The sequence below is a fragment of the Microbacterium halophytorum genome, from assembly GCF_002970975.1.
GTDB classification, from domain to species: domain Bacteria; phylum Actinomycetota; class Actinomycetes; order Actinomycetales; family Microbacteriaceae; genus Microbacterium; species Microbacterium halophytorum.
On record NZ_KZ672984.1, the window covers coordinates 147,271 to 169,156 of the forward strand.

Annotated in this window: 16 protein-coding genes, 1 tRNA gene and 1 other RNA gene; 8 read left to right on the forward strand and 10 right to left on the reverse strand. The window is 72.3% G+C overall.

Annotated features, from left to right (window positions below):
• Positions 1-81: 81 nt before the first annotated feature.
• The 5 genes from C0010_RS05490 to C0010_RS05510 all read right to left on the reverse strand — a co-directional run bounded on the left by C0010_RS05490 (position 82) and on the right by C0010_RS05510 (position 7,096).
• Positions 82-2,190: a PhoX family protein gene (locus C0010_RS05490; protein WP_105566091.1), complete on the reverse strand. Its 2,109-nt coding sequence runs from the start codon at positions 2,188-2,190 to the stop codon at positions 82-84.
• Between the two features lie 192 nt (positions 2,191-2,382).
• Positions 2,383-2,467 (reverse strand) — tRNA-Ser (locus C0010_RS05495).
• A gap of 28 nt (positions 2,468-2,495) precedes the next feature.
• The gene (locus C0010_RS05500) at positions 2,496-4,817 is read right to left on the reverse strand and encodes a transglutaminase TgpA family protein (protein ID WP_158685325.1); all 2,322 of its coding nucleotides are present in this window, start codon (positions 4,815-4,817) and stop codon (positions 2,496-2,498) included.
• Positions 4,818-4,983: 166 nt separating this feature from the next.
• Positions 4,984-6,123, reverse strand: a complete 1,140-nt coding sequence (locus C0010_RS05505) for a DUF58 domain-containing protein (protein WP_105566058.1) — start codon at positions 6,121-6,123, stop codon at positions 4,984-4,986.
• A gap of 4 nt (positions 6,124-6,127) precedes the next feature.
• The gene (locus C0010_RS05510; RefSeq protein ID WP_105566059.1) at positions 6,128-7,096 is read right to left on the reverse strand and encodes an AAA family ATPase; all 969 of its coding nucleotides are present in this window, start codon (positions 7,094-7,096) and stop codon (positions 6,128-6,130) included.
• 127 nt (positions 7,097-7,223) lie between these two features.
• Between C0010_RS05510 and ffs the strand changes: the two genes are divergently transcribed.
• Both ffs and C0010_RS05520 read left to right on the forward strand, forming a co-directional pair.
• An RNA gene (gene ffs / locus C0010_RS05515) (signal recognition particle sRNA small type) lies at positions 7,224-7,320 on the forward strand.
• 43 nt (positions 7,321-7,363) lie between these two features.
• Positions 7,364-7,723 carry a YrdB family protein gene (locus C0010_RS05520; protein ID WP_105566060.1) on the forward strand — a complete coding sequence of 120 codons (360 nt, stop codon included), beginning with the start codon at positions 7,364-7,366 and terminating at the stop codon, positions 7,721-7,723.
• Positions 7,724-7,841: 118 nt separating this feature from the next.
• Here C0010_RS05520 and C0010_RS05525 read toward each other — a convergent pair whose 3' ends face one another.
• The 5 genes from C0010_RS05525 to C0010_RS05545 all read right to left on the reverse strand — a co-directional run bounded on the left by C0010_RS05525 (position 7,842) and on the right by C0010_RS05545 (position 13,376).
• Positions 7,842-8,822 (reverse strand): ROK family protein, encoded by a 981-nt coding sequence (locus C0010_RS05525; RefSeq protein WP_232531740.1) that lies wholly within the window; start codon positions 8,820-8,822, stop codon positions 7,842-7,844.
• 95 nt (positions 8,823-8,917) lie between these two features.
• Positions 8,918-9,799: a carbohydrate ABC transporter permease gene (locus C0010_RS05530; protein WP_408631069.1), complete on the reverse strand. Its 882-nt coding sequence runs from the start codon at positions 9,797-9,799 to the stop codon at positions 8,918-8,920.
• Positions 9,800-9,819: 20 nt separating this feature from the next.
• Positions 9,820-10,761, reverse strand: coding sequence for a carbohydrate ABC transporter permease (locus tag C0010_RS05535; RefSeq protein WP_105566061.1), 942 nt, complete (start codon positions 10,759-10,761; stop codon positions 9,820-9,822).
• A gap of 154 nt (positions 10,762-10,915) precedes the next feature.
• Positions 10,916-12,175 carry an extracellular solute-binding protein gene (locus C0010_RS05540; protein WP_105566062.1) on the reverse strand — a complete coding sequence of 420 codons (1,260 nt, stop codon included), beginning with the start codon at positions 12,173-12,175 and terminating at the stop codon, positions 10,916-10,918.
• Positions 12,176-12,251: 76 nt separating this feature from the next.
• Entirely contained in the window at positions 12,252-13,376 is a 1,125-nt protein-coding gene (locus tag C0010_RS05545; protein WP_105566063.1) for an ROK family transcriptional regulator, read from the reverse strand.
• A gap of 121 nt (positions 13,377-13,497) precedes the next feature.
• Here C0010_RS05545 and C0010_RS05550 point away from each other — a divergent pair, with 121 nt between their 5' ends.
• The 6 genes from C0010_RS05550 to C0010_RS05575 all read left to right on the forward strand — a co-directional run bounded on the left by C0010_RS05550 (position 13,498) and on the right by C0010_RS05575 (position 21,691).
• Positions 13,498-14,979 (forward strand): family 20 glycosylhydrolase, encoded by a 1,482-nt coding sequence (locus tag C0010_RS05550; protein ID WP_232531745.1) that lies wholly within the window; start codon positions 13,498-13,500, stop codon positions 14,977-14,979.
• Between the two features lie 4 nt (positions 14,980-14,983).
• The gene (sbnA, locus tag C0010_RS05555) at positions 14,984-16,006 is read left to right on the forward strand and encodes a 2,3-diaminopropionate biosynthesis protein SbnA (RefSeq protein ID WP_105566065.1); all 1,023 of its coding nucleotides are present in this window, start codon (positions 14,984-14,986) and stop codon (positions 16,004-16,006) included.
• Complete coding sequence (locus tag C0010_RS05560) at positions 15,999-17,873, forward strand: FAD/NAD(P)-binding protein (RefSeq protein ID WP_232531747.1); 1,875 nt, start codon at positions 15,999-16,001, stop codon at positions 17,871-17,873. Before sbnA ends, C0010_RS05560 begins: the two co-directional genes overlap by 8 nt.
• A complete protein-coding gene (locus C0010_RS05565) occupies positions 17,870-19,384 on the forward strand; it encodes a type III PLP-dependent enzyme domain-containing protein (RefSeq protein WP_105566067.1) in 1,515 nt (504 codons plus the stop codon). The genes C0010_RS05560 and C0010_RS05565 overlap by 4 nt, the downstream gene beginning before the upstream one ends.
• A 307-nt stretch (positions 19,385-19,691) precedes the next feature.
• Positions 19,692-21,116 (forward strand): L,D-transpeptidase family protein, encoded by a 1,425-nt coding sequence (locus C0010_RS05570; protein ID WP_158685327.1) that lies wholly within the window; start codon positions 19,692-19,694, stop codon positions 21,114-21,116.
• 122 nt (positions 21,117-21,238) lie between these two features.
• Positions 21,239-21,691: a GNAT family N-acetyltransferase gene (locus tag C0010_RS05575; protein ID WP_105566069.1), complete on the forward strand. Its 453-nt coding sequence runs from the start codon at positions 21,239-21,241 to the stop codon at positions 21,689-21,691.
• Positions 21,692-21,886: the final 195 nt, after the last annotated feature.

Below are 21,886 nucleotides of genomic sequence, written 5' to 3' on the forward strand. Positions count from 1 at the left end.
GACGCAGAAAATGCCGCCAACTGCTCGATCAGGCGAGATTCTTGAGCAGTTGGCGGCATATTCAGCGCGCGGGGGCAGGGGTCAGAGCGTGCGCGTCACTTGGACGACGCTGGGGCGGGGGCCGCCCCACTTGCCGCCGGAGAGCGTTCCCTCGGGCACGTAGTCGGGGAACAGCGAGTTCTGGGCACCCCAGCTGCCGTCCTCGCCCGGGTGCTGCACCGCGACGAACACGCTCCCGTCGCGGTCGTGGATGACGGGCCCGCAGGTCTCGCCGTCGCGAGGAACGGCGAGGAACTGCTGCACGTGGCCGCGCTCCGCGCCCTCGAGCGGCACGAGGAAGAGGCCGTCGTTGTAGCCGATGGAGCTCGGCTGGCCGTCGGTCGAGATCCAGAGGTTGCCCGACGAGTCGAACGCGAGGTTGTCGGGGCACGAGATCGGCGACACCTTGTCGGCGGGGAAGCCGGCGAAGTAGGTGTTCGGGTTCGTTGCGGGGTCGCCCGCGAGGATCACGATGCTCCAGCCGAACGTCGTCGACGTGAGGTCGTTGCCGCCCTCCGTGATCTCGATGACGTGGCCGTCGCGGTTCGTGTTGCGGGGGTTGACCTCGGTCGCGCCCTCGTTGCCGTTCACACCGCGGTTCGAGTTGTTCGTGCAGGCGACGTAGACGCGGCCCGTGCGCGGGCTCGGCTCGACGTCTTCGCAGCGGTCCATCTTCGTCGCGCCGACCGCATCGGCCGCGAGGCGCGTGTGGACGAGCACCTCGTCGGTCGTGAAGCCGTCGACGACGCTCTCTCCGTCGACCATGAGCGGCAGCCACTCGCCGGTGCCGTCGAAGGCGCCGTCGCTCGGCAGGGCACCGGTACCGGTGATCTCGGCGGCGGGCGAGTCGCCCGTGAACTTCGCGACGTAGAGCGAGCCCTCGCTCAGCAGCGTCTTGTTCGCGGCCCGCGCCTTCTTGCCCTTGCCGGGGCGCATCGTGTTCTTCGACACGAACTTGTACAGGTAGTCGAAGCGCTCGTCATCGCCCATGTACGCACCGACGTGCCCCGTGACGCCGACGATGACGTTGGCGCCCTCGTGCTTCATCCGGCCGAGCGCCGTGTGCTTGACGGGCGCCTCGTCCGGGTTGTCCGGGTCGATCTCGACGATCCAGCCGAAGCGGTTCGGCTCGTTCTCGTAGCCGGGCTGGCGGGCATCGAAGCGGGGGTCGATGTCCTCCCAGCCGTAGCTCGACGCGCCCTCGCTGAGGCCGTAGCGGGCGTTGCTCGGCGTCGAGCCGTCCGCGCGGAAGTACCCGTTGAAGTTCTCCTCACCCGAGACGATCGTGCCCCACGGCGTCGTGCCGCCGGCGCAGTTGCCGAACGTGCCGTTCACGGTGAGGCCCTCCGGATGCTCGACCGTCTTGAGCAGGTCGGAGCCGGCGGCGGGGCCGTCGAACACCATCTCGGTGTCGGCCGTGATGCGCCGATTCTTCGGCGCCCCGACGATGTGGTTCCAAGGCTGGCCGCGGTGGGCGCGCTCGAGCTCGACGATCGAGAAGCCGTGGGCCGCCTTCGCCACGCGCAGCTGCTCGAGGCGCTCCTCCTCGCTCGCCGCGGGCGGGAACATGATGCCGGGGTTGACGTACTCGTTGTTCGCCGTGAGGACGGCGCGCTTGCCGTTCGGCTCGGCGATGATGTCGAGGTAGTCGTTGTTGTAGCCGAACTGGCGCGCCTGCTTCTCGGCCGTCTGCGCGTTCGGGTCGAAGGCGTCCGCCTCGTCGAAGAGCGGGTCGCCCCAGCGGATGATCGGAGTCCACTCGAAACCCTCGGGAACCGTGAAGGCGTCGACGTCGGCCGAGACCGGGGCGATCGGCGTGAAGCCGAACGCGGCGCCCTTGCCAGCGCCCGTCGCCTTCGCGGTCGTCGCGGCGACGGCCGGCGAGCCGCCCGCGACGTTGGTGCCGATGACGATGGCCGCGGCGGCGGCCGCGCCGCCGACGAGGACCGAGCGACGGCTGAGCGCGGCGCCCGCGACGTCGCGGAAGTAGCCATTGTCGCTCGTGTTCGGCGCCGCGTGGAAGCACGCGTTGTCGCACTTGTACTTGCACGTGACGGGGCTGCGCTTGCCGTGCGTGCGGCCCGTCATGAGGAGGTTGAGGAGCGGGCGGCGGCGCTGGCCGTCAGAGGGGGAGGGAATCGTGTCGGTCATGACGCCACCGTGGCGCCGCGAGGTGACGCGAACGGCTTCCATCGGGTGAACGCCGGATGAACCGGAGCGGAGCCGTGCGTGACATAGGCATGCCTAAGAAGTGAAGCCGGCGGAGCTCCGGCGCCCGCCCCGCCCGCACGACGAAGCCCCGCCTCCCGCACGGTGTGCGGGAGGCGGGGCTTCGGACTTCGGCGGAGGATGGGGGATTTGAACCCCCGAGGGCGTGAACCCAACACGCGTTCCAAGCGTGCGCCATAGGCCGCTAGGCGAATCCTCCTCAGCCCGCGAACGGACCGACGACCATCCTACCCGGCCGTGCGCGCCTCGCCCAAACCGCCGCGCGCCCACAGCGAGCGCGGTGCGAGGAATCGGGCCGCGCCGGCCGCGGATCCCGGCGGGCGCAGCGCCCGCACGACGCCGCGCAGCGCATCGTCGATGCCTGCGGGATCGGCCGGCTCCCGTTTCGGCGGCCCGTACGACGCCCGCTCGACGGCCTCGACGATCGCGCCCACGTCATCCGGGCTCGCTCCCTCCGCGATGAGGCGGTCGCCGAGGGCGCGCGGCGAGAGCGAACCGGACACGTCGAGGCGCGCATCGAGCGCCGTCGCCCGGAGCTCGCGCCACGCCGCGGCCGCATCGCCGCGGGCGGCCGCCCGGATGCGGTAGGAGCGCTGCGCCGTGCGGACAGCGACCGGCGCGGCGAGGAGCAGCACGAGCGCGACAAGCATCGCGATGCCCTGCGCGCCGCCGATGCCGCCGCCCGCGCCCGCGCTCCGGCCCGTCGCTGCACCCTGCGCGGCCTCCTCCGTCGCCGTCGGCTCCGGCTCGACGTCTTCCTCGACCTCTGTGTCGGGGCCGGGCTCCGGGGCGGCCGCGTCCTCCAGGTCATCCGGCGCGTCCTCGCCGATCGCGCGGGCGATGCTCGGCGTCGGCTCGAACGGCAGCCACCCCGCGCCGGCGAAGTACGCCTCCGGCCACGCGTGCAGGCGGTCGGCCGAGACCGAGTAGACGGTCTCGTCGCGCACCGTCTCGCCCGTGTCGCTGCCGGGCAGGTACCCGACGACGACGCGCGTCGGGATGCCGATCGAGCGCGCCATCAGCGCGAACGTCGAGGCGAAGTGCTGGCAATAGCCCGCCCTCTCGTCGAGGAACGCCTCGACGGCGGTGAGATCGCTGCCGTCGTACCCCGCCTCGACGGGCGCGTCGAGCGAGTAGCGGAACTCGGGAGAGCGCAGCCAGCGCTGCAGGCTGAGCGCCGCCTCGTACGGTGTCGCTGCCCGGGATGTCACCTCGCGCGCCGTGTCGCCGATCGCGCCGGACACCGCCTCGTCGGGCACTTCGGCGGCCGCATCGGGATAGTCGGCGACCAGCCCGGCATCCGAGCCGGCACCCGCCCGCGGCCCCAAGACCCATGGCGAGACCCTCATCGCTTCGATCGTCGGTGCGACAACCGAGGAGCTCACGGTGTACTGCGCGCCCTCGACCGTGTCGTCGGTGCTCAGCACGCTCGTCTCGCGATCGGCGAACCAGGCGCCTTCGAGGCCTTGGATGTCGAACGTGCGCGCGGGAAGCGGCAGGTACGGGGTCTCGGCTTCGACGTCTCCGATGCGCGCACGCATGAGCTCCGCCTCGAGGAGGTGCTCCTGGGCGCTCCCCGCATCGAAACCGGTGGACTCCCCCAGCGGCACCGTGCCGCGCTCGTCCACGTGCCAGCCTTCGTCGTCGAAGATCGTGTTCGTCGCGAGACGGAGGTAGGGCGCGGCATCGGCCTCGGTGCGCACCGTGAGGACCTGCTCGGACGACGTGTTCCGGAGGTCGTTGCCCAGGTCGAGCGACACATCGACCGCGCGGGAGGACGGCAGGACGCCCTGCCCGAACGCGGGGAACGTCGGCACGGCGGGCGCGGCGACAACGGCGGCGGTCACCGATGCGAACGAGATCACGGCGGTCGTGAAGCCCGCCCCTGCGCTGGCCCTGCGGGCACCGGGGCGCGCGACGGCGAGGAGCCAGAGCGCCGAGAGCGCCAACGGGACCGCGAGCACGAGGTCGTCACCGCGCGGGACCGCGAGCTGAGGGCCGACGAGCACCGCCGAGAGGAGGACGACCGCCGAGATCGGCGAATGCGCCCCCACGGCGAGCTGCTCCGCGAGCAGGGCGATCAGCCCCGCCGCGGCGACCAGCACGAACAGCAGCGCCGGCTCGGGCGACAGCGGCGGCACGCCCAACCAGAGCTGCTCCGCCGCCGTCGCGACCATATCGGGCACGGCCCACGCACCGCTCGGCCACGGCAGGAAGCCGCCCACGACCGCGGCGGGGAAGGCGACGGCGCTCGCGGCCAGCCACACGACGACCTCCGCGGCGAGCGCGGCCCACCACCCCGCGCGCCGTGCGACGGCGCCCGCCGCGACGACGGCCAGCGCCGCCAGCGCGGCCTGCCCGAACCAGGGCGGCGAGAAGACGCCTGTCGCGGGCAGGAGCGCCGTGAGCACGGCGGCCCACACCGCGAGCTCCGCGACGACGCGCGGGCCGCGCGGACGGCGCGCGGCCCGCGGCGCGGACGACGGTTCGCTGACCCGCTGCGGGGCGGCGGCCTCGGCGGCAGGAGGGAGCGGAGGCGCGACGGTCATGCGGCACCCCCGGCGACGGCGCGGAGACGCCCTCTCGGCAGATCGCCGCGGCGCATCCGGGCGCCTGCCGCTCGCGGAGCATCGGGCGCACCCTGGTCGCGCACGAACCGCTGGCCGAGGCGCGGAGCGCGCCGGCCCGTGGGCCCCGAGCGGGAGGGCGCGATCATCACGACGCGCCTCCGCCCAAGGCGGCCCGCCACGCCGAGGCGACGTCGGCGCTCAGCTCCGCCGTGCGCCAACCCGGCATGAGGCCGGAGCCGGGCGGCACGAGAGCGATGTGGGGCGCGGGCGACGTCGGCCCCGCCTCGGGGCTCCCGATCACGACGACCGCCCCGGCGCCATCGGCCCGCAGCGGGGCCGCGCCCGCCCTGCGCCGCGCGCGTGCGCCCGGGTCGCCGCCCGTCACGGCCCCGACGGCGCTGCGCTCGAGGCGGGCGCACGTGACGAGGAACGCGCCGAGGTCGGCGTGCGGGCCGAGGTGCGCGATCGCGTCGCCGTTCGTGTCGGCGACGGAGACGGCGAATCCATCACCCGTGAGCCGTGCGGCGACCGACGCGCACGCGCTCACCGCCGCGTCGAACGCCGCAGAGCCCCGCCACCCCGTCTTCGACCGGTCGAGCACGACGAGCGCGACGGGCGCGGCTTCATCGCCGTCCTCACGCACCATCAGCCGACCGTGGTGCGCCGACGCGCGCCAGTGCACGCGCCTGGTCGAATCGCCGGGCGTGTACGGGCGCGGCACGAGGTCTTCGACCCCCTGCCCGGCGCGCGACAGCAGCTCATCGCCGCGGCCCGCCCCTCGAGCGCGCAGCGGCGCGAGGGGCGCGACGGGCGGCAGCACGATCAGCTCGTCCGTGCCGCCGAGGTCGCGGTCGACCCTGGCCACGGCGAAGGGCGACAGGCTGCGCACCCGCACGGGGCCGATCGGGTAGGAACCGCGCCTGGTCGCTCCCACACGGTACGCGATCGTCCCCGCGGCCGGCACCTGCGCATCCGACCGCTCGACCTCGTCGGGCACGCGGTCCTCCACCTCGTCGACGAGCGACATCCGCCCGCCGAGCACCGTCGTGACGGCCACGCTCTCGCCGACCTCGGCTGCACCGGCGACGGTGCGCTGGGCGGCGCGCGGACCGCGCGAGAAGGCGAGGACGACGCACGCGGCCGCGCCCGCGAACAGGAGCGCGCAGCCGACGAGCGCGAGCTCGACCCTGGCGAGCACCGCCCCGCCGAACACGAGCACGGCCCCGCCGAGGAGCACCGAGACGCCGCGCCCCGTGAGGGCGAACCGCACCGACCGGCGTCGCATGGTCTCAGCCCCCGACGACCGGAACCGGAACGCGGCCGACGGCCTCGGCGACGGCGCGCTCCGACGCCTCGGCGGCGCGCGCACCGGCGTGGGCGTGCGGGATGAGCCGATGCGAGAAGACGGCTCGGGCGAGCGCGGCGACGTCGTCCGGAACCACGAACCCGCGCCCGTCGAGGGCCGCGCTCGCCTTGGCGGCCCGTACGAGCTGCAGGGTCGCCCGAGGGCTCGCCCCGAGCACGAGGTCGGCGTGCTGGCGCGTCGCCCGCGCGAGCGAGACGGCGTACGACTCGATCGCCGGAGCGACGTGCACGTGCCGCACGAAGTCGATCATCCGGATGACGTCGGCTGGCCCGACGACGGAGCGCACGTCGTCGAGCGGGTTGCGCGTCTCGCGCTGGCGCAGCATGAGCGCCTCCGCCTCTGCGTCGGGGTAGCCCATCGACAGCCGCATCATGAAGCGGTCGAGCTGGGCCTCGGGCAGCGCGTACGTGCCGTCCATCTCGAGCGGGTTCTGCGTCGCGACCACGAGGAACGGCGCCGGCAGGGCGTGGCTGTGGCCGTCTGCCGAGACCTGCCGCTCCTCCATCGCCTCCAGCAGGGCGGACTGCGTCTTGGGCGAGGCCCGGTTGATCTCGTCGGCGATCACGACATTGCTGAACACGGCGCCGCGGGCGAACTCGAACTCGCGCGTCGCGGGGTTGAAGACCGAGACGCCCGTGATGTCGCCGGGCAGCAGGTCGGGCGTGAACTGGATGCGGCGGACATCGGCCCCGACCGACGCGGCGAGCGCCCGCGCCAGGATCGTCTTGCCGACGCCCGGCACGTCCTCGACCAGGAGGTGCCCCTCGGCGAGCATCACGACGACGGCGGAGCGGATCACCCGCTCGCTGCCCTCGACCACGCCGCCGACCGCGCTGAGGATGCCATCGGTCGCCGCGCGGAACTCGCCGGGAGCCATCTTCGGTTCAGGCATGGAGCCCCTTCGTCATATCGGCCGCACCCAGCCTATCGGCGGCCGCCCACATCGGCACGGGGTCGCGGCGGGCACCGGGGATCGACACGCGATGTGCGCCGCCCGGTCGCGGTCGGTTAGACTTGTCGTCGGCTCTCCGCGTGACGGCATCCAGGCCAACTCCCCCAGGGCGGAAACGCAGCAAGGGTAACCGGGCTCTGTCGGGTGCGCGGAGAGTCTTTTTCTTCGCCCAGGAAGCCTTGCACCGCGCGGAAATAGACTGGCCCCATGGCGAACCCTGCATCCGAGCAGCCCATCCGGCGCATCACCGCACTCGACGTCCTGCGCCTCCTCTCGGAGCTCGCCGCCTTCGCGATCCTCGCCCTGTGGGGGTTTCTCGCCTGGCCGTTCTGGTCGAACATCGTCTTCGGCATCGTCACGCCGGGCATCGCGATCGTGCTGTGGGCGCTCTTCGTCTCGCCGAAGGCCGTGCTCTCGGTGCATCCGTTCATCCGGATCGTTGTGGAGCTGATGGTGTTCGTCGGCGCCACGATCGCGCTGTGGGGCCTGGACCTGCCGTGGCTCGGCCTCGGCTTCGGCGTCGCCGCCGTCGCGATCGGCCTCGCGCACCGCCTCCGCAGCCTGTAGCGGACGCCGCACCCCACGCCCCACCCGTCGAAGTCGCAGATGACGCGCTGAAAATCGCGATCGTGGCGCGGATATCGTCACCGCGACGGATGAAGCGCGGCCGGATGAGCGGCCGCGGTTACGCGAGCAGTCGCGCCGCGCCGATCGCGCCGACGCTCTCGCCCGGGGCGAGGAACTCGATGCGCTCGTCGAGGCGGAGCGACGCGAGGAACGGCGACCCCGCCGCGCTGTCGCGCAGCGCGGCCAGGACGGCGGCGCGCAGGCGCTCCCCTATCCGGGTGACGCCGCCTCCGATGACCAAGCGGTCGGGGTCGACGGCGAGGGCGAGCGTGCGGGCCCCCGCCGCGATCCCGAAAGCGACGCCGGCGACCAGCTCGGCGGCGCGCGCGTCCCCGGCGTCCGCGCGGTCGAACACCTCGCGCACCGGGTGCTCCGCACCGCCACCCCACCGGCGCGCGACCGAGGCGCCGCCGGCGAACGCCTCGACGCAGCCGCGCTGCCCGCAAGCGCACTCCGGCCCCGCTGGGTCGATGGAGAGGTGCCCGATCTCGCCCGCAACGGAGTCGGCGCCGCGCAGGACGCGACCGCCGATCACGATGCCCGCCGCGACACCCGTGCCGATGTTGAGGTACGCGAGCGACTCCGCCGGCTCCCTCGCGCCGGAGGCACCGGCGCCGGTGCCTGCCCGGCCCGTGCCGGGCCCGCCGGTGGCCGGCACACCGGACGCCCGCGCCGCGTGCGCGCCGAGCGCCGCGGCGTTGACGTCGTTGGCGAGCTCGACGAGCACACCGAGCTCGGCGGCGAGGACGGTGCCGAGCTCGACGTCGGTCAGCCCGAGGTTCACGGCGTCGCGCACGCGCGCGCCGTCGACGCGGCCGGGGACGCCGACGCCGACCGATGCGGGGCGCACGCCGAGCGCCCGCACGGCGTCGACGATCGACGCGGCCACACCGCGCGGGCCCGCGATCGTGCGCTGCCTGGCGTGCGCGACGACGGCACCGGATGCGTCCAGCGCCACGGCCTCGACCTTGGTGCCGCCGACATCGACGCCGACCCGCAGCGCCCCGAGGTCCGCGGCGGACCCGGGCGGAGCGGCCATCGCCCGAACCGGGCCCTCCCCCTCGACTCGGGGCGCTCCCCGAGGTGCCGTTCCCGCACGGCCGGCATCAGCGCCGTGCGGAACCGGGGCCGCGCTCACCCTTTCACCGCCCCGGAGACGAGGCCGCCGGTCATCCGGCCCTGGACGATCAGGAAGAAGATCACGACCGGGATGCAGATGAGCGTCGACGCCGCCATGACCGCGCCGTAGTTGGTCGCCTCGGTCGCCGACTGGAACGAGTTCAGCCACGTCGGCAGCGTGAGGTTCTTGTCCTTCATCAGCAGGAGCGCCATCGTGAACTCGTTCCACGACTGCATGAAGGCGAAGATGCCGGTCGAGACCAGGCCGGGCGCGAGCAGCGGGAACGTGACTCTCCAGAACGCCTGCGGCTTCGAGCATCCGTCGATCTGGGCGGCTTCCTCGAGCTCGGCGGGAACGCCGGCGACGAAGCCGCGCAGAGCCCAGATCGTGAACGGGATGACGGACGCCGTGTGCACGAGCGACAGCCCGAGGATCGTGTTCATCAGGTGCATGTCGTCGACCAGGTTGTAGACCGTGAACATCATGGCCTCGCCGGGGATCATCTGCACGACGAGGATCGCGACGATGAACGCATGGCGCCCGCGGAACCGGAAGCGCGCGAGCGCGATCGAGGCGAGGAACGCGAACAGCAGGGCGACGAGCACGACGATGACGACGATCGTGAGGCTCGTGCGCAGCGCGTTCGGGAAGTCGGTCTGGCCGGGCGCGGCCGGCCGCGTCCACGCCGTGACGTAGTTCAGGAGCGTCGGGTCGTCGGGGACGAGCGACGGCCGGCGGGAGATGATCTCGTTCCCCGGGGTGAACGAGAGGTTCACCATCCAGTAGACCGGGAACACGCTGCAGGCGAAGACGACGAGCGCGATCGCGTTCAGCAGCACGCGGTTCGCGTGCGTGCGCGGGCGGCCGGGCTCCGGGGCCCGACGGGGCGCGGTGATGGCGCGGGTGGCCAGGGAGCTCACGAGTCCTCCTCCTTGAGAAGCTGCCGGATGTTGAACCAGCTGATCGCGAGCATGATCACGACGATCAGCATGCCGATAGCGCTCGTCGCGCCGAACTCGCCGATGCCCTGGCGGAACAGGTAGACCGGCAGCACATTGGTGTCGGCCGCGATGCCGCCGCGGGTCTGCAGCGCGTACACCTGCGTGAAGAGCTTCATGTTCCAGATGATCTGCAGGATGAGCACGCCCCCGAGCACGGGGCGCACGGCGGGGAAGACGACGCTCCAGAAGCGGCGCCAGCCGTCGGCCCCGTCGATCTCGGCCGCCTCGATCGTCTCGCGCGGCACCTGGCCGAGCCCGGCGTATGCCGTGAACGCGACGAACGGGATGGCACCCCAGACGACGATGATCGTCAGGACCAGCATGAAGGTCCATGGGTTCAGCAGCCACGAGTGGTTGTGGAAGTCCTGCGTGCCCGTGAGCGCGTTCAGCGCCCAGTTCACGAGCCCGTACTCGGTGTCGAAGATGAAGCCCCACACGACCGTCGCGGTCAGGGGCGGGATCGCCCACGCCAGCAGCAGCCCGACCGAGACGAGCAGGCGCATGGCACGGCCGAGCTTCGTCATCAGGATCGCGATCAGCACGCCGCCGATCATGATGAGCGTCGTCGTGACGATCATGATGCCGACCGTTCGGGCGACGACGACGGGGAAGTCGCTCGAAGTGATGATGTCGGTGTAGTTCTGCAGGCCGATGAACTCGGGCGCAGTGCCCTGCACCTTGTTGCGCACCTGGTAGTCGGTGAACGACTGCCAGACCATCATGATGCCGGGGTACCCCGTCATCAGCATGATCAGGCCGATCGACGGCGCCAGCAGGGCCCAGGCGGCGCGCGCCTGCCGGCGCTGCCGACGGGCGACGCGCTCGAAGTACTCGGGGCGCGAGGTGATTGCGGTCACTCCCGCTCCTTTCTGGATTCTCCGGCCCGCGGGCACGGCTCGGCCTCCGGATGCCCGGTGCCCCGGCGCTCCGGATGCGCGCGGCACGACGGCGGCCGGATCACGGCCGAGGGTGCGGGCCCGCCCCGAGAGACCTGGCGGGCCCGCCAGGGGATCAGCCGTTGAGGATCGACTCGATCTGGGCGTCGAGCTCCTCTGCGACGGCCGCGGTGTCCTCGCCCTGGGCGATGCGGACGAGCGAGTCCTGGATGATCAGGCTCGACTCGACCTCCTGCCACTTCGGCGTCGTCGGCACGCTCTTCGACACGGCGAGCGCAGCGGCCTGCGACTGCGCGATGTCGTTGTCCGGCAGAGCGTCGTTCGATTCGAGGAGGGCGGGCGTCAGGCCGGCGCCGGCCATCAGGTCCTGGTAGTCCTGCGACAGCATGAGCTTCACGGCCTCCTTCGCCATCGCCTGGTTCTCGCTCAGCTCGGCGACGGCGACGTTCGAGCCGCCCGCGAAGATCGGCGCCGGCTCCCCCGCCGTCTCGCCGGGCAGCGGGAACGCGTGCAGGTCGGCGCCGAAGGTGTCGGCGCAGCCGGGAACGTCGGCGTCGGCCGGCGCCTGGATCGAGCCGGCCATCCACGCCGGCGCCGACAGGAACGCGATCTCGCCGTTGCAGAACGGCACGTTCGCGTCGGCCTCGTCGCCGTCGGCCGGGGCGTTCGACGCCTCGTCGTACACCTTCTGCAGCAGCTTCAGGCCTTCCTGCGACTCGGGGCTCGAGAACTGCGCGTCCCACGCGTCGCCGTCCTGCACGGCGATCTCGCCGCCCTTCGCCCACACGTACGGGAGCATGTTGTACCAGTCCTTGCCCGGCGCGTAGATGCCGCTGAGGGCATCCGTGCGGTACCCGATTCCCTGTTCGACATACTCGTCGAGGGTCTCGGGGAGGCCGTCGGCGTCGACGAGCTCGGGCGTGTAGAACACCACGCGGCCGCCCGCGTAGTACGGCGCGGCATACAGGGTGTCCTCGTACGTGCCCGATTCCTCGAGGCCGGGGTTCAGGTCACCGAGATCACCCCGGATGTCGCTGATGTCGGCGAACAGGCCCTGGTCGATGAAGCCGATGGCCTGCGTGTTGCCGACCTCGACGACATCCGGTGCATCGTTCGACTGCAGCGCCGCCACGTACGTCTCGGAGACGTCGGCCCACGTCTTCTCCTCGATCGCCAGCGTCCAGCCGTCGTTCTCGGCCGCGAACGTCTCGGTGAGGTAGTCCCGCGCTTCCTGCGGGGTGTCCGTCCCGACGAGCCAGACGGTCAGCTCGCCGCTCTCGGCCGGCGCCGCGTCCTCGCCGCCACCGCCGCCGGAGCAGCCGGCCAGCGCCAGTGCGCCGGCTCCGAGTGCCGCGAGGTATGCCTTCTTCTTCATGTGTCCGTTCCTTCCGAATGCGCTTCTTTGCGTGTGCAGGGGTTGCGGGCCGCTGTGCCCGCGGGGTCGAGAGGGGTCAGGTCACGCCGAGCTCGCCGTGCAGCAGCAGGACGACGGCGCCGCGCAGCACGACGTCCTCCCCCTGCGCCGAGAGCCGCACGCGCACGTCGTCGTGACGGAACGTGCGCTCCCGCAGCGTGTCGAGAGCCGTGTCGAGCACGGGGCCGTCGAGGTGCTCCGCCGGGCCGGAGAGGATGATCTCGGCGAGGTCGAGCACGCCGAGCACGGGGGCCAGCGCGATGCCGAGCCGCTCGCCGGCGTCGCGGCGGACGGCTCTCGGGTCGGCTCCCGCGGCGATCCTCTCCTCCATCGCCCGGATGGAGAGCCACGATTCGAGGCAGCCGTCGCGCCCGCAGGCGCAGCGGGGTCCGCCGTCCGTGCCGACCGTGACGTGGCCGATCTCGCCGGTGGCCCCCCGCGCGCCCCGCACGAGGTCGCCGGCCGCGACGACGCCAGCGCCGACGCCGAGGCCGACTTTGACGAGCATGAAGTCGCCGGCCGCTCCCCCGAGCGTTCGCTCCGCGAGCGCGGCGACGTCGGCGTCGTTCGCAACGTAGACGGGGGCACCGAGCCGGTCGCGCAGCTCCCGCTGCACGGGGCGGTCGCTCCAGCCCATGTTGGGCGCGGTCGCGACGGTGCCGTCGGCCGTGACGATGCCGGGGCTCCCGACGCCGACGCCGAGCACGCGGCCGCCAGCCCGACCGAGCAGGTCGGCGGCGAGCCCCTCGACGGCGTCGAGGGCGCCGTCGCCCGTGGCCGGCCGCGGGACGGCGGCGCGCTCGCCGACCACACCCGCGAGATCGATCACGGCGCCGCGCAGCTCGTGCGCGTCGGAGAGGTCGATGCCGACGACCTTCAGGCTCGCGCGGTCGAGGTCGACGAGCACGGCGGGCTTGCCGGGGCGCGCCCCGGGGCGGGTGCCCTGTTCGACGACGACGCCGGATGCCACGAGCTCGCCGACCAGGTCGGAGGTCGTCACGCGGGTCAGGCCCGTCTCGCGGGCGAGGTCGGCGCGGCTCATCGCGCCGGCGTGGAAGAGCGTGGTCAGCACGAGGGCGCGGTTGTGCGCCCTGACGCCCTCCGGCAGCACCTTGGCGCGGCGGGCGGAGCCGCTCGATGCGGCGGCAGTCGGCTCTGACATGTTTGTAAGCAAAACTTACAAACTCGGATCGCGCAACAGCGCGGGCCAGATTTGTTCAGGAACTTTACAAACCTGTGACATCCGCTCGACGCCGCGCACGATCGCGGGTATGTTGCCCGGCATGACCCTCCCCCTCGTGCCATGGCCGTCGTCCGTCGTGGAAGGCGGCAGGCCGCACCGCCCCGGCCCCGGCACTCGCGCCGAGGCACTCGCGCGGGTCCTCTCCGACGCCGTGAGGATCGTGTCGCCCGGCCTCGCGGGGGAGCTCGGCGAGGAGGGCTATGCCCTGCGCGTCGACGCCGGCGGCGTGCACCTGCGCGCCGCCGCGGAGGCCGGCGCCTTCTACGCCGAGCGCACGGTCGCGCAACTGCTCACGGCCGACGCCGACGGCCCGCTGGTCCCGGCCGTCGAGGTCCGGGACGTCCCCCGGTTCCGGCACCGGGGCGTGATGCTCGACGTCGCGCGGCGCTTCCACCCGGTCGAGACGGTCGAGGCCCTGATCGAGCGCGCCGCCGATCTGAAGCTGAACGCCCTGCACCTGCACCTCACGGACGACCAGGGCTGGCGGCTCGAGCTCGACTCGCACCCCGAGCTCGCCGAGCGGGGCTCGTCGACCGGTGTCGGAAGCGGCACCGGCGGCCGGTACTCGCGCGGCGACTTCGCCAGGATCGTCGCGCACGCCGCGGCGCACCACATGACCGTGATCCCGGAGTTCGACCTCCCGGGGCACACCCACGCGATCGGGCTCAGCCATCCGGAGCTCGCCGCCGCCCCCGTGCTCTCGGAGCACGTGCTCGAGGTCGTGCGCGAGCACGGAGGCGGGGAGCCGACGCCAGGAGAGCCGTACACGGGAATGGCGGTCGGGTTCTCGTCGCTGCGCGCCGACGCCCCTGGGCTCGAGACCTTCCTGCGGGAGGTGATCGGCGAGATCGCCGAGCTGACGCCCGGCCCGCTGCTGCACTTCGGCGGCGACGAGGCGCTCGGCACCTCGCGGGCGGACTACGCCCGGATGGTCGGCCTCGCGAGCCGCATCGTGGCCGAGACGGGCAAGACCCCCGTCGCGTGGCATGAGGCGGGTGCCGCCGACACCGCGCGCGGCACGATCGGGCAGTACTGGAACTTCGTCGTGCCCGAGCCCGGCCACGCCGAGCGGGCGCGCGCGTTCGTGGAGCGTGGGGGCCGACTGATCCTCTCCCCCGCCGATGCGATCTACCTCGACATGAAGTACGACGCGGAGAGCCCGGCCGGCCTCGTCTGGGCGAACGGCCCGACGAGCGTGCGCCGCTCGTACGAGTGGGAGCCGGCCGCCGTGGTCCCCGGTGTTGCGGAGGGGGGCCTCCTGGGCGTCGAGGCGGCGATCTGGACGGAGACGATCGGGGGTTCCGAGACGCTCGAGCGGATGGTGTTCCCGCGCATCGCCTCGGCCTCGGAGGCCGCGTGGTCGGGGCCGCTGGGCAGCGAACAGCGCACATGGCAGGAGTTCCGCGCACGGGTGGCGGCCATGGCCCCCGCCTGGCGCGAGCAGGGCATCCGATTCTTCCGCTCCCCGGAGATCCCGTGGGCCGAGAAGCGCACTGCTGACCCCGGCATCTCCGTAGAGTGATCCCATGCCCACGTCGTCGATCGTCGCCGGTATCAACGAAGCCGTCGGAAACACGCCCCTCGTGCGTCTCGATGCGCTGTTCCCCGAGTCGGGCGTGGAGATCCTCGCAAAACTCGAGTCCGTGAACCCCGGCGGCTCGACGAAGGACCGGCCCGCGATGGCAATGGTCCGCGATGCCCTGGAGTCCGGCCGTCTGGCTCGCGGCGGCACGATCGTCGAGTCGTCCTCCGGCAACCTCGGCGTGGCACTGGCCCGCGCCTGCAATGCCCACGAACTGAGGTTCGTCTGCGTCGTCGACGCCAGGACCAACGCCACCACTGTGCGGATCATCACAGCGCTCGGCGGCGAGGTCGACGTGGTCTCCGAACCCGACCCCGAGACGGGCGACCTCCTCACTGCGCGGTTCCACCGCGTCGAGGAGCTGCTCGCCGAGATCCCCGGTGCGGTCAATCTCTTCCAGTACGGCAACCCCGCGAACCCCCGCGCTCACTACGACGGCACGATGCGGGAGATCGCCGAGGCGACGGGGCATCGGGTCGACGTGCTGATGGCGGCCGTGTCCACCACCGGCACGATCGGTGGGAGCGCCGCGTACATCCGCGACCACCACATGGACACGCGCGTGGTCGCGGTGGATGCGGTCGGCAGCGTGCTGTTCGGCGGCACCGCCGCGCCCCGCCCCCTGCCGGGCATGGGTGCTGGGGTGGTCACCGAGCTGTCGACCCAGGTCGAACCCGACCAGGTCGTCCGAGTGAGGGCCGTCGACTGCGTTGTCGGAGCCCGGCACCTCGCGCGCACGGAAGGGATCCTCGCCGGCGGATCGACCGGCGGCATCGTCAGCGCACTCGGAGGGCTGATCCCGGATCTCGAAGCCGGCACGCGGGTGGTGTTCGTGGTGCACGACGGCGGCGTGCCCTACCTGGAGACCGTGTACGACGATCAGTGGGTGCTCGACACCCTCGCTGCCGATCCCGATGCGATCGCGGAGGAGCTCGACCAGCTGCGCAGGACAGCCCGGCGTGGGTGATCAGCCGCCCGTCCCGCGGTCGAGCACTCGGCGCGGCTCCGCCGGCGCGATCCGCAGCGCCCCGCCGTCCCTGCGCATCGTCGTCGTGGGCGCCGGGCCGAAGGCGCTGTACGCCCTCGAGGAGCTCGCGGCGGAGCTGAGACGCGGTCCTGCCGCTCCTCGCCGCGAGGTGACGGTGATCGACACCGTGCGGGTGCCGGGCACGGGCACCGCATATGACCCGAGCCAACCGCCGCATCTGCGGCTGAACGTGAGCGCGACGATCCTCGACGAACCGGTCACCGGCGGTTTCCCCGGTTTCCCCGCCTGGGTGCACGGAACGCATCCTCAGCTGGCCGACGACCCGCACCCTCCGCGCGCTGTCGTGGGCGAGTATCTCGCGCAGCGCTGGCAGCGGATGGTGCAGGACCTCTCGCCGCACGCCCACGTGACCCTCGTCTCCGCTCGCGTCACGGACGTGCGCCGAACCGGAGGGGCCTGGCACGTCGTCACGGATGAAAGTCCCGGGCCCGCGACCCGAACCGCTGACGAAGTGCTGATCGCCAGCGGACATGCAGCGGGTCACGAGGGATCGCTCGCCCGGCACTGGCATTCGTCGATCCCTCTCATCCCGGCGGCGCTCCCCGTCGAGCGGATGCTGACGTCCGCGCGCGTGCCGGCGGGCTCGAGGGTCGCGGTGCGCGGCGGCGCGCTGACCTTCCTCGACGCGTGCCTGTCGCTCACAGAGGGCCGCGGCGGCGTCTTCGCCCCCGATGCCGACGGCCGATTCCGACTGGTTCACCGCCGTGGCGACGACGAACCCGCCGTGATCCGACCGATCACCAGACACGGGCTGCTGCTCGACGCCAAGCCGGCCCCGGGCACACCGCTGCCCGAGGCGATCAGACGCGCCGCGGAGACCGCGAGCTCGCGATTGCCGCCCCTCCCCGGTGCCGACGATGTTCTCGGCGGCGGGACGAGGAGGGAGGACGCCCATACCCGAGCCCGCGCGAGACCGTTCGGCCCGGACACGGTGCAGGAGATCCTGATCGACGCGGCTGTCGCGGCACTCGGCGAGGACGCGCGAGAAGCCGTCGAGAGCACGCTGCGCACGGGCGCGGAGCCCGACCTGCCCCGCGGGTTCGGCCGAGCCGAGGGCGCGCTGCGACGGAGCATCGAGACCGCGGAGGGCGCCCGCCCTCCCGGCCCGGCCTTCGCTCTCGGACGTCTGTGGCAGGCGCTGTATCCTCGGATCTCGGCGAGCCTGCGCGACTGCGACGCCTCGGAGGCGGAGTGGCGCCGATTCCGGCACACCGCGCGGGTGCTGGAGCGGTTCGCCTTCGGCCCGCCCCTCGTCAACGCCCGGAAGCTGCTGGCGATGATCGCATCCGGCGCGGTCGACCTGTCCTGGCTCGACGCCGGGATCCAGATCGACGGCGAGGGCCCTCACGACGTTTCCGGCCGGGCGACCCGCGATGTCGACGTCGTGATCGACGCGGTGCTGACCCCGCCGGGGGTGCGTGACATCACCGACCGGCTGAGCCGCGCGCTCCTGCGCCGCGGGCTCGTGCACGTGCGGCCGGGCAGGCGGGGAGCGATGGTCGATGAGGCCGGCGCACCCGTCCACCCCCGTCCTCGCTCCCGTGCCGCCGCCGTCGCCGACGCCACCGACGGGTTGGCGCTGATCGGCCGCCCGACCGAGGATCACGTGATCGGGCACGACACGCTGAACCGCCGCCTGCACGAGGAGGGGCGCCGCTGGGCACAGCGGATCGCGGGCCGAGTCTCCACTCCCCCTCCCGCCGGGGGACGCCGGGGAGCCCGCCCGGCACACCCCGTCGACGAACGTTCCCTCACCGAGACCGCCGAACCGGAGGATGTGCCATGACCGAGGAACTCACCCTGCGCGAGGGCTGCCACGGCACCCCGCCGCTCGCCGCCCGGCTCGAACCGTGGATGCGCGAACTCCTCTCTGACCCTGGAACGTGCTCCGCGCTGCTGGAGCAGTACGGGAGTCCGCTCAACGTGCACGACTTCTCTGCTCTTCCGCGGAACGCCGCTGAGCTCACGGAGGTCGCCGACGAGTCCGGCGTGGACGTGCGGATCTTCGTCGCCCGCAAGGCCAACAAGACCCTCGGAATGGTGCGCGCCGCGCGCCGCGCTGGGCTCGGGGTGGATGTCGGCAGCGAGCGGGAGCTGCGTCAGGTGCTCGACGCCGGCGTGCCCGTTCGGGATGTGGTGGTCAGCGCCGCCATCAAGCCCCGGGCGGTCCTCCGTCTCGCGCTGGAGTCGGGTTCGCTGCTGGTGCTGGACAACATCGATGAGGTCGCGGCTGCGCGGGTCGTGGCGGAGGAGATCGTGGCCGGCCGAACGAGGACGACGGCGGCCCGCGAGGCGTCGTTCCCTGTGGCGCTTCGCCTCGCTCCGGAGCCCACCGACGTGATCCCTCCCACGCGGTTCGGCGAATCGGCCCGCACCTGGCTCGAGCTCATCGACGGCGGCGGGCTCGGACAACTGCTCCGCGTCGACGGGGTGCACTTCCACCTGCACGGCTACGACGCCGCTGCGCGCGCGGTCGCTCTCCGTGAGAGCCTGGACCTGATCGACCGGCTGCGGGAGCGGGGCTTGGCCGAGAAGGACGCTTTCGTGGACATCGGCGGCGGGGTGCCGATGAGCTACCTGGATTCCGCCAGCCAGTGGGATGCCTTCTGGGAGGCCCATGACCGGTCCGCGGCGGACGCGTCCGCCGTGCCGCCCACGTGGCGCGGGGAGCCGCTGGCGCGCGTCTACCCCTACCATCAGGAGGTCGTCCGCGGCCCTTGGCTCCGGACGCTCCTCCACGATGAGATCCACCCAGGGGTCACCGTGGCGCGGGCTCTCCGCGAGCGCGGCGTGCAGTTGCGGTGCGAGCCCGGCCGGTCGATGCTGGACGGCTGCGGCATGACCCTTGCACGCGTCATCCAGCGCACCACCACCAGCGATGGAGTGCCGCTCGTCGGGCTGGAGATGAACCGCACCCAGTGCCGCTCGACGTCGGATGACTTCCTGGTCGACCCGATCCTGGTGCGCACAGGCGGCGGTTCCTCCTCGCATCCGTCCATGCCGTTCCAGGGTTTCCTCGTGGGCGCCTACTGCATCGAGGAAGAACTGATCCTGCGTCGGCGCCTCGCGTTCCCGCACGGGATCGCGGTCGGGGACGTGATCGCGCTGCCGAATACAGCGGGCTACCTGATGCACATCCTCGAGAGCGCCTCGCATCAGATCCCCCTGGCGTCGAATGTCGAACGGAAGTGCGGTAGCCGCGCGCACGATGCGGACGGCGCAAGCGCGTCGTCCGGTCCCGGCGCTCCTGCGTTCGAGCGCGATGGCATCGATCGCGTGCTGCCGATGCGCGCATAGTCGTCCCGAGCGCCTGTGCCTCAGGCTGCCTTCGGCGCTCGCACAGTCGGCGGGCGCTCCGCTCGGGCGAGCTCGTCGTCTGTGACGAGGTCGCCGTCTGCACCCGTCGGGAAGACATCATGGAGGAACCCTCTGTGCTGCTGGTTCGCCCCGATCGCCAGGGCTGACCTGCGCACAGCGGACCGTGCAGACGGGTATCTCGCGATCGTTCCCTCATCGTGATCGGTTCTCGGTGTTCGCACGACACGCCCGAATTATGCTGGGACGAGGACCGCCGATATCCAGGAGCGGCCAGGGGGTACATCAGATGACGAACGAGGGCACCACGCCGATCGACGAGGTCGAGGTCACCGACCTCACCGCCGACCAGCCGCGCCGGAAGCGGCGCACGGGCCTGTGGCTCGGCATCGGCATTCCCTCGGCGCTCGTCGTCGCCGCCGTGATCGGCGCCTCCACGATCCTGATCGCGCCGGGCGTCGCCGTCGCCGGTACGTCCGTCGGGTTCCACACTGCGGGCCAGGCCGCGGCCGCGATCGAGGAGCGCGTCGCCGATGCCACGATCGAGATCGGCGGCACGGAGGTCACGGGCGAAGAGCTCGGTGCCGAGGTGAACGCCAAGGAGGCCGCCGAGCAGGCGTTCCGCGACCACCCGCTCTGGAAGGTCACGGACTGGCATCCGGAGGACCCGTACGCGCCGACGGTCACGATCGACAACGAGCAGGCCGCTGAGACGCTCAAGGCCAAGATCCCGGACCTCTTCGTCGAGCCCGTCGACGCGCAGGTCGTGTTCGAGGGCGGCGCTTTCACGCCCGTTGCGGCCGAGGCCGGTTCAGGCCCCGACCTCGACGCTCTTGCGGAGGACCTGAGCGCGGCGCTCGTGAACGGCGACGGCGGCATCACAGTCGAGGCCACCGATGTCGATATCGCACCGACGACGAGCACGGACGCCGCGAAGAAGCAGGCGAAGGCGCTCAACGGCATGGCCGAGAAGGCCGGCTTCTACGTCGGCGACGAGCGCGCCGTCGCGGTCACGCCCGAGCAGATCGGCGCGTGGCTCGAGGTCATCCCCGACGGCGAGGGCGGCTTCGCCGTCGCCGCGGACGAGAACGCGATTCAGAAGACCGTCGCCTCCCTCCCCGAGAAGGTCGACCGCGAGGCGGTCGACGCCGAGCAGATCGTCGACAGCCAGGGATTCGTGATCTCGGGCGGCGAGGGCCAGGACGGCTGGAAGCTCAAGACGACCGAGGGCGTCGCCGCCGACTTCGCGGCCGCGCTCGAGAAGGGCGAGGCGACCGAGAAGCTCGACGTCGAAGTCGTCGAGGCCGATGTGACGCAGAAGGAGCGGAGCCTCGAGGTCGACCTGAGCGCCCAGCAGGCGTACGCGATCGAGAACGGCGAGGTCGTGAAGTCGTTCACGATCTCGAGCGGCCTTCCCGGCCACGAGACGGACCAGGGCCACTTCCGCATCAGCTCGAAGCTCGAGATCCAGGACATGTCGAGCCCCGACCCCGAGGGCACGCCGTACCTGCAGCCCGACGTGCCGTGGGTGATGTACTTCAACCAGGACGAGGGCTTCCACGGCGCGTACTGGCACAACAATTTCGGCAGCCCCGCGAGCCACGGCTGTGTGAACATGACCCCGAGCGAAGCCAAGTGGCTGTACGACTGGTCGCCGATCCACTACGACGAGAACGGCTACGGCTACGGTCTCGAGGTCTGGGTGCACGCGTAACCCCTTCTTCGAGCGGGCTTCGGATGGCGCAGATGCGCCGCCCGGAGCCCGCTCTCGGTTCGACGTCGCTTCGTGACCTGCGGGGCTTTCCGTACTCCCGACGGTTGCCCTAGTCTGTCTCCATGACGGACCTGCGACTCGTGGAACTCTCGGCCGACACCATCGTGGCGGTGAACAACCTGTCCCTGAAGCCCGGGCAGGAACAGTTCCTCGCGCCCGTCTCCTACGGCATCGCCGCGACCGTTCTCGACCCCGCATCGACGTGGCAGCGAGTCATCGTCGACGACGAGGGGGTCGTGGGTTTCATCAGCGCCAGCTTCGGCGGCGGCGCCGACGTCGACTACCTCGACTCGGTGCTGTGGCGCATCAACGTCGACGCGGACGACCAGGGCCGCGGCGTCGGCCGCTTCGCCGTTGAGGCGCTGCTCTCGGAGGCGCGCTCGCGCGGCCTCGACCACGTGAACGTGCTGTACGAGCCCGGCGAGGACGGCCCCGAGGCGTTCTTCCACCGTGTCGGCTTCACTCCCGTGGGTGAGACGGAGTACGGTGATGTCATCGCGGAAGCGCGCCTCTGAGGCGCCGACCGCACCACCCCAACACTTCAGGGCGCCTCGCGGCGCCCTGTCCCATGCCGGCGGCGGGGTCTCGTATCCCCCTCCCCCAACGAGACTCCGTCGCCGTTCTCCCGCGCCGCCGGGCGCCCGCCGAGCGCATGCGCGGGCCCGGCGCCACCGCGACGAGCGGTGCCCCGCCTCGCTCGCGGGCCCCGT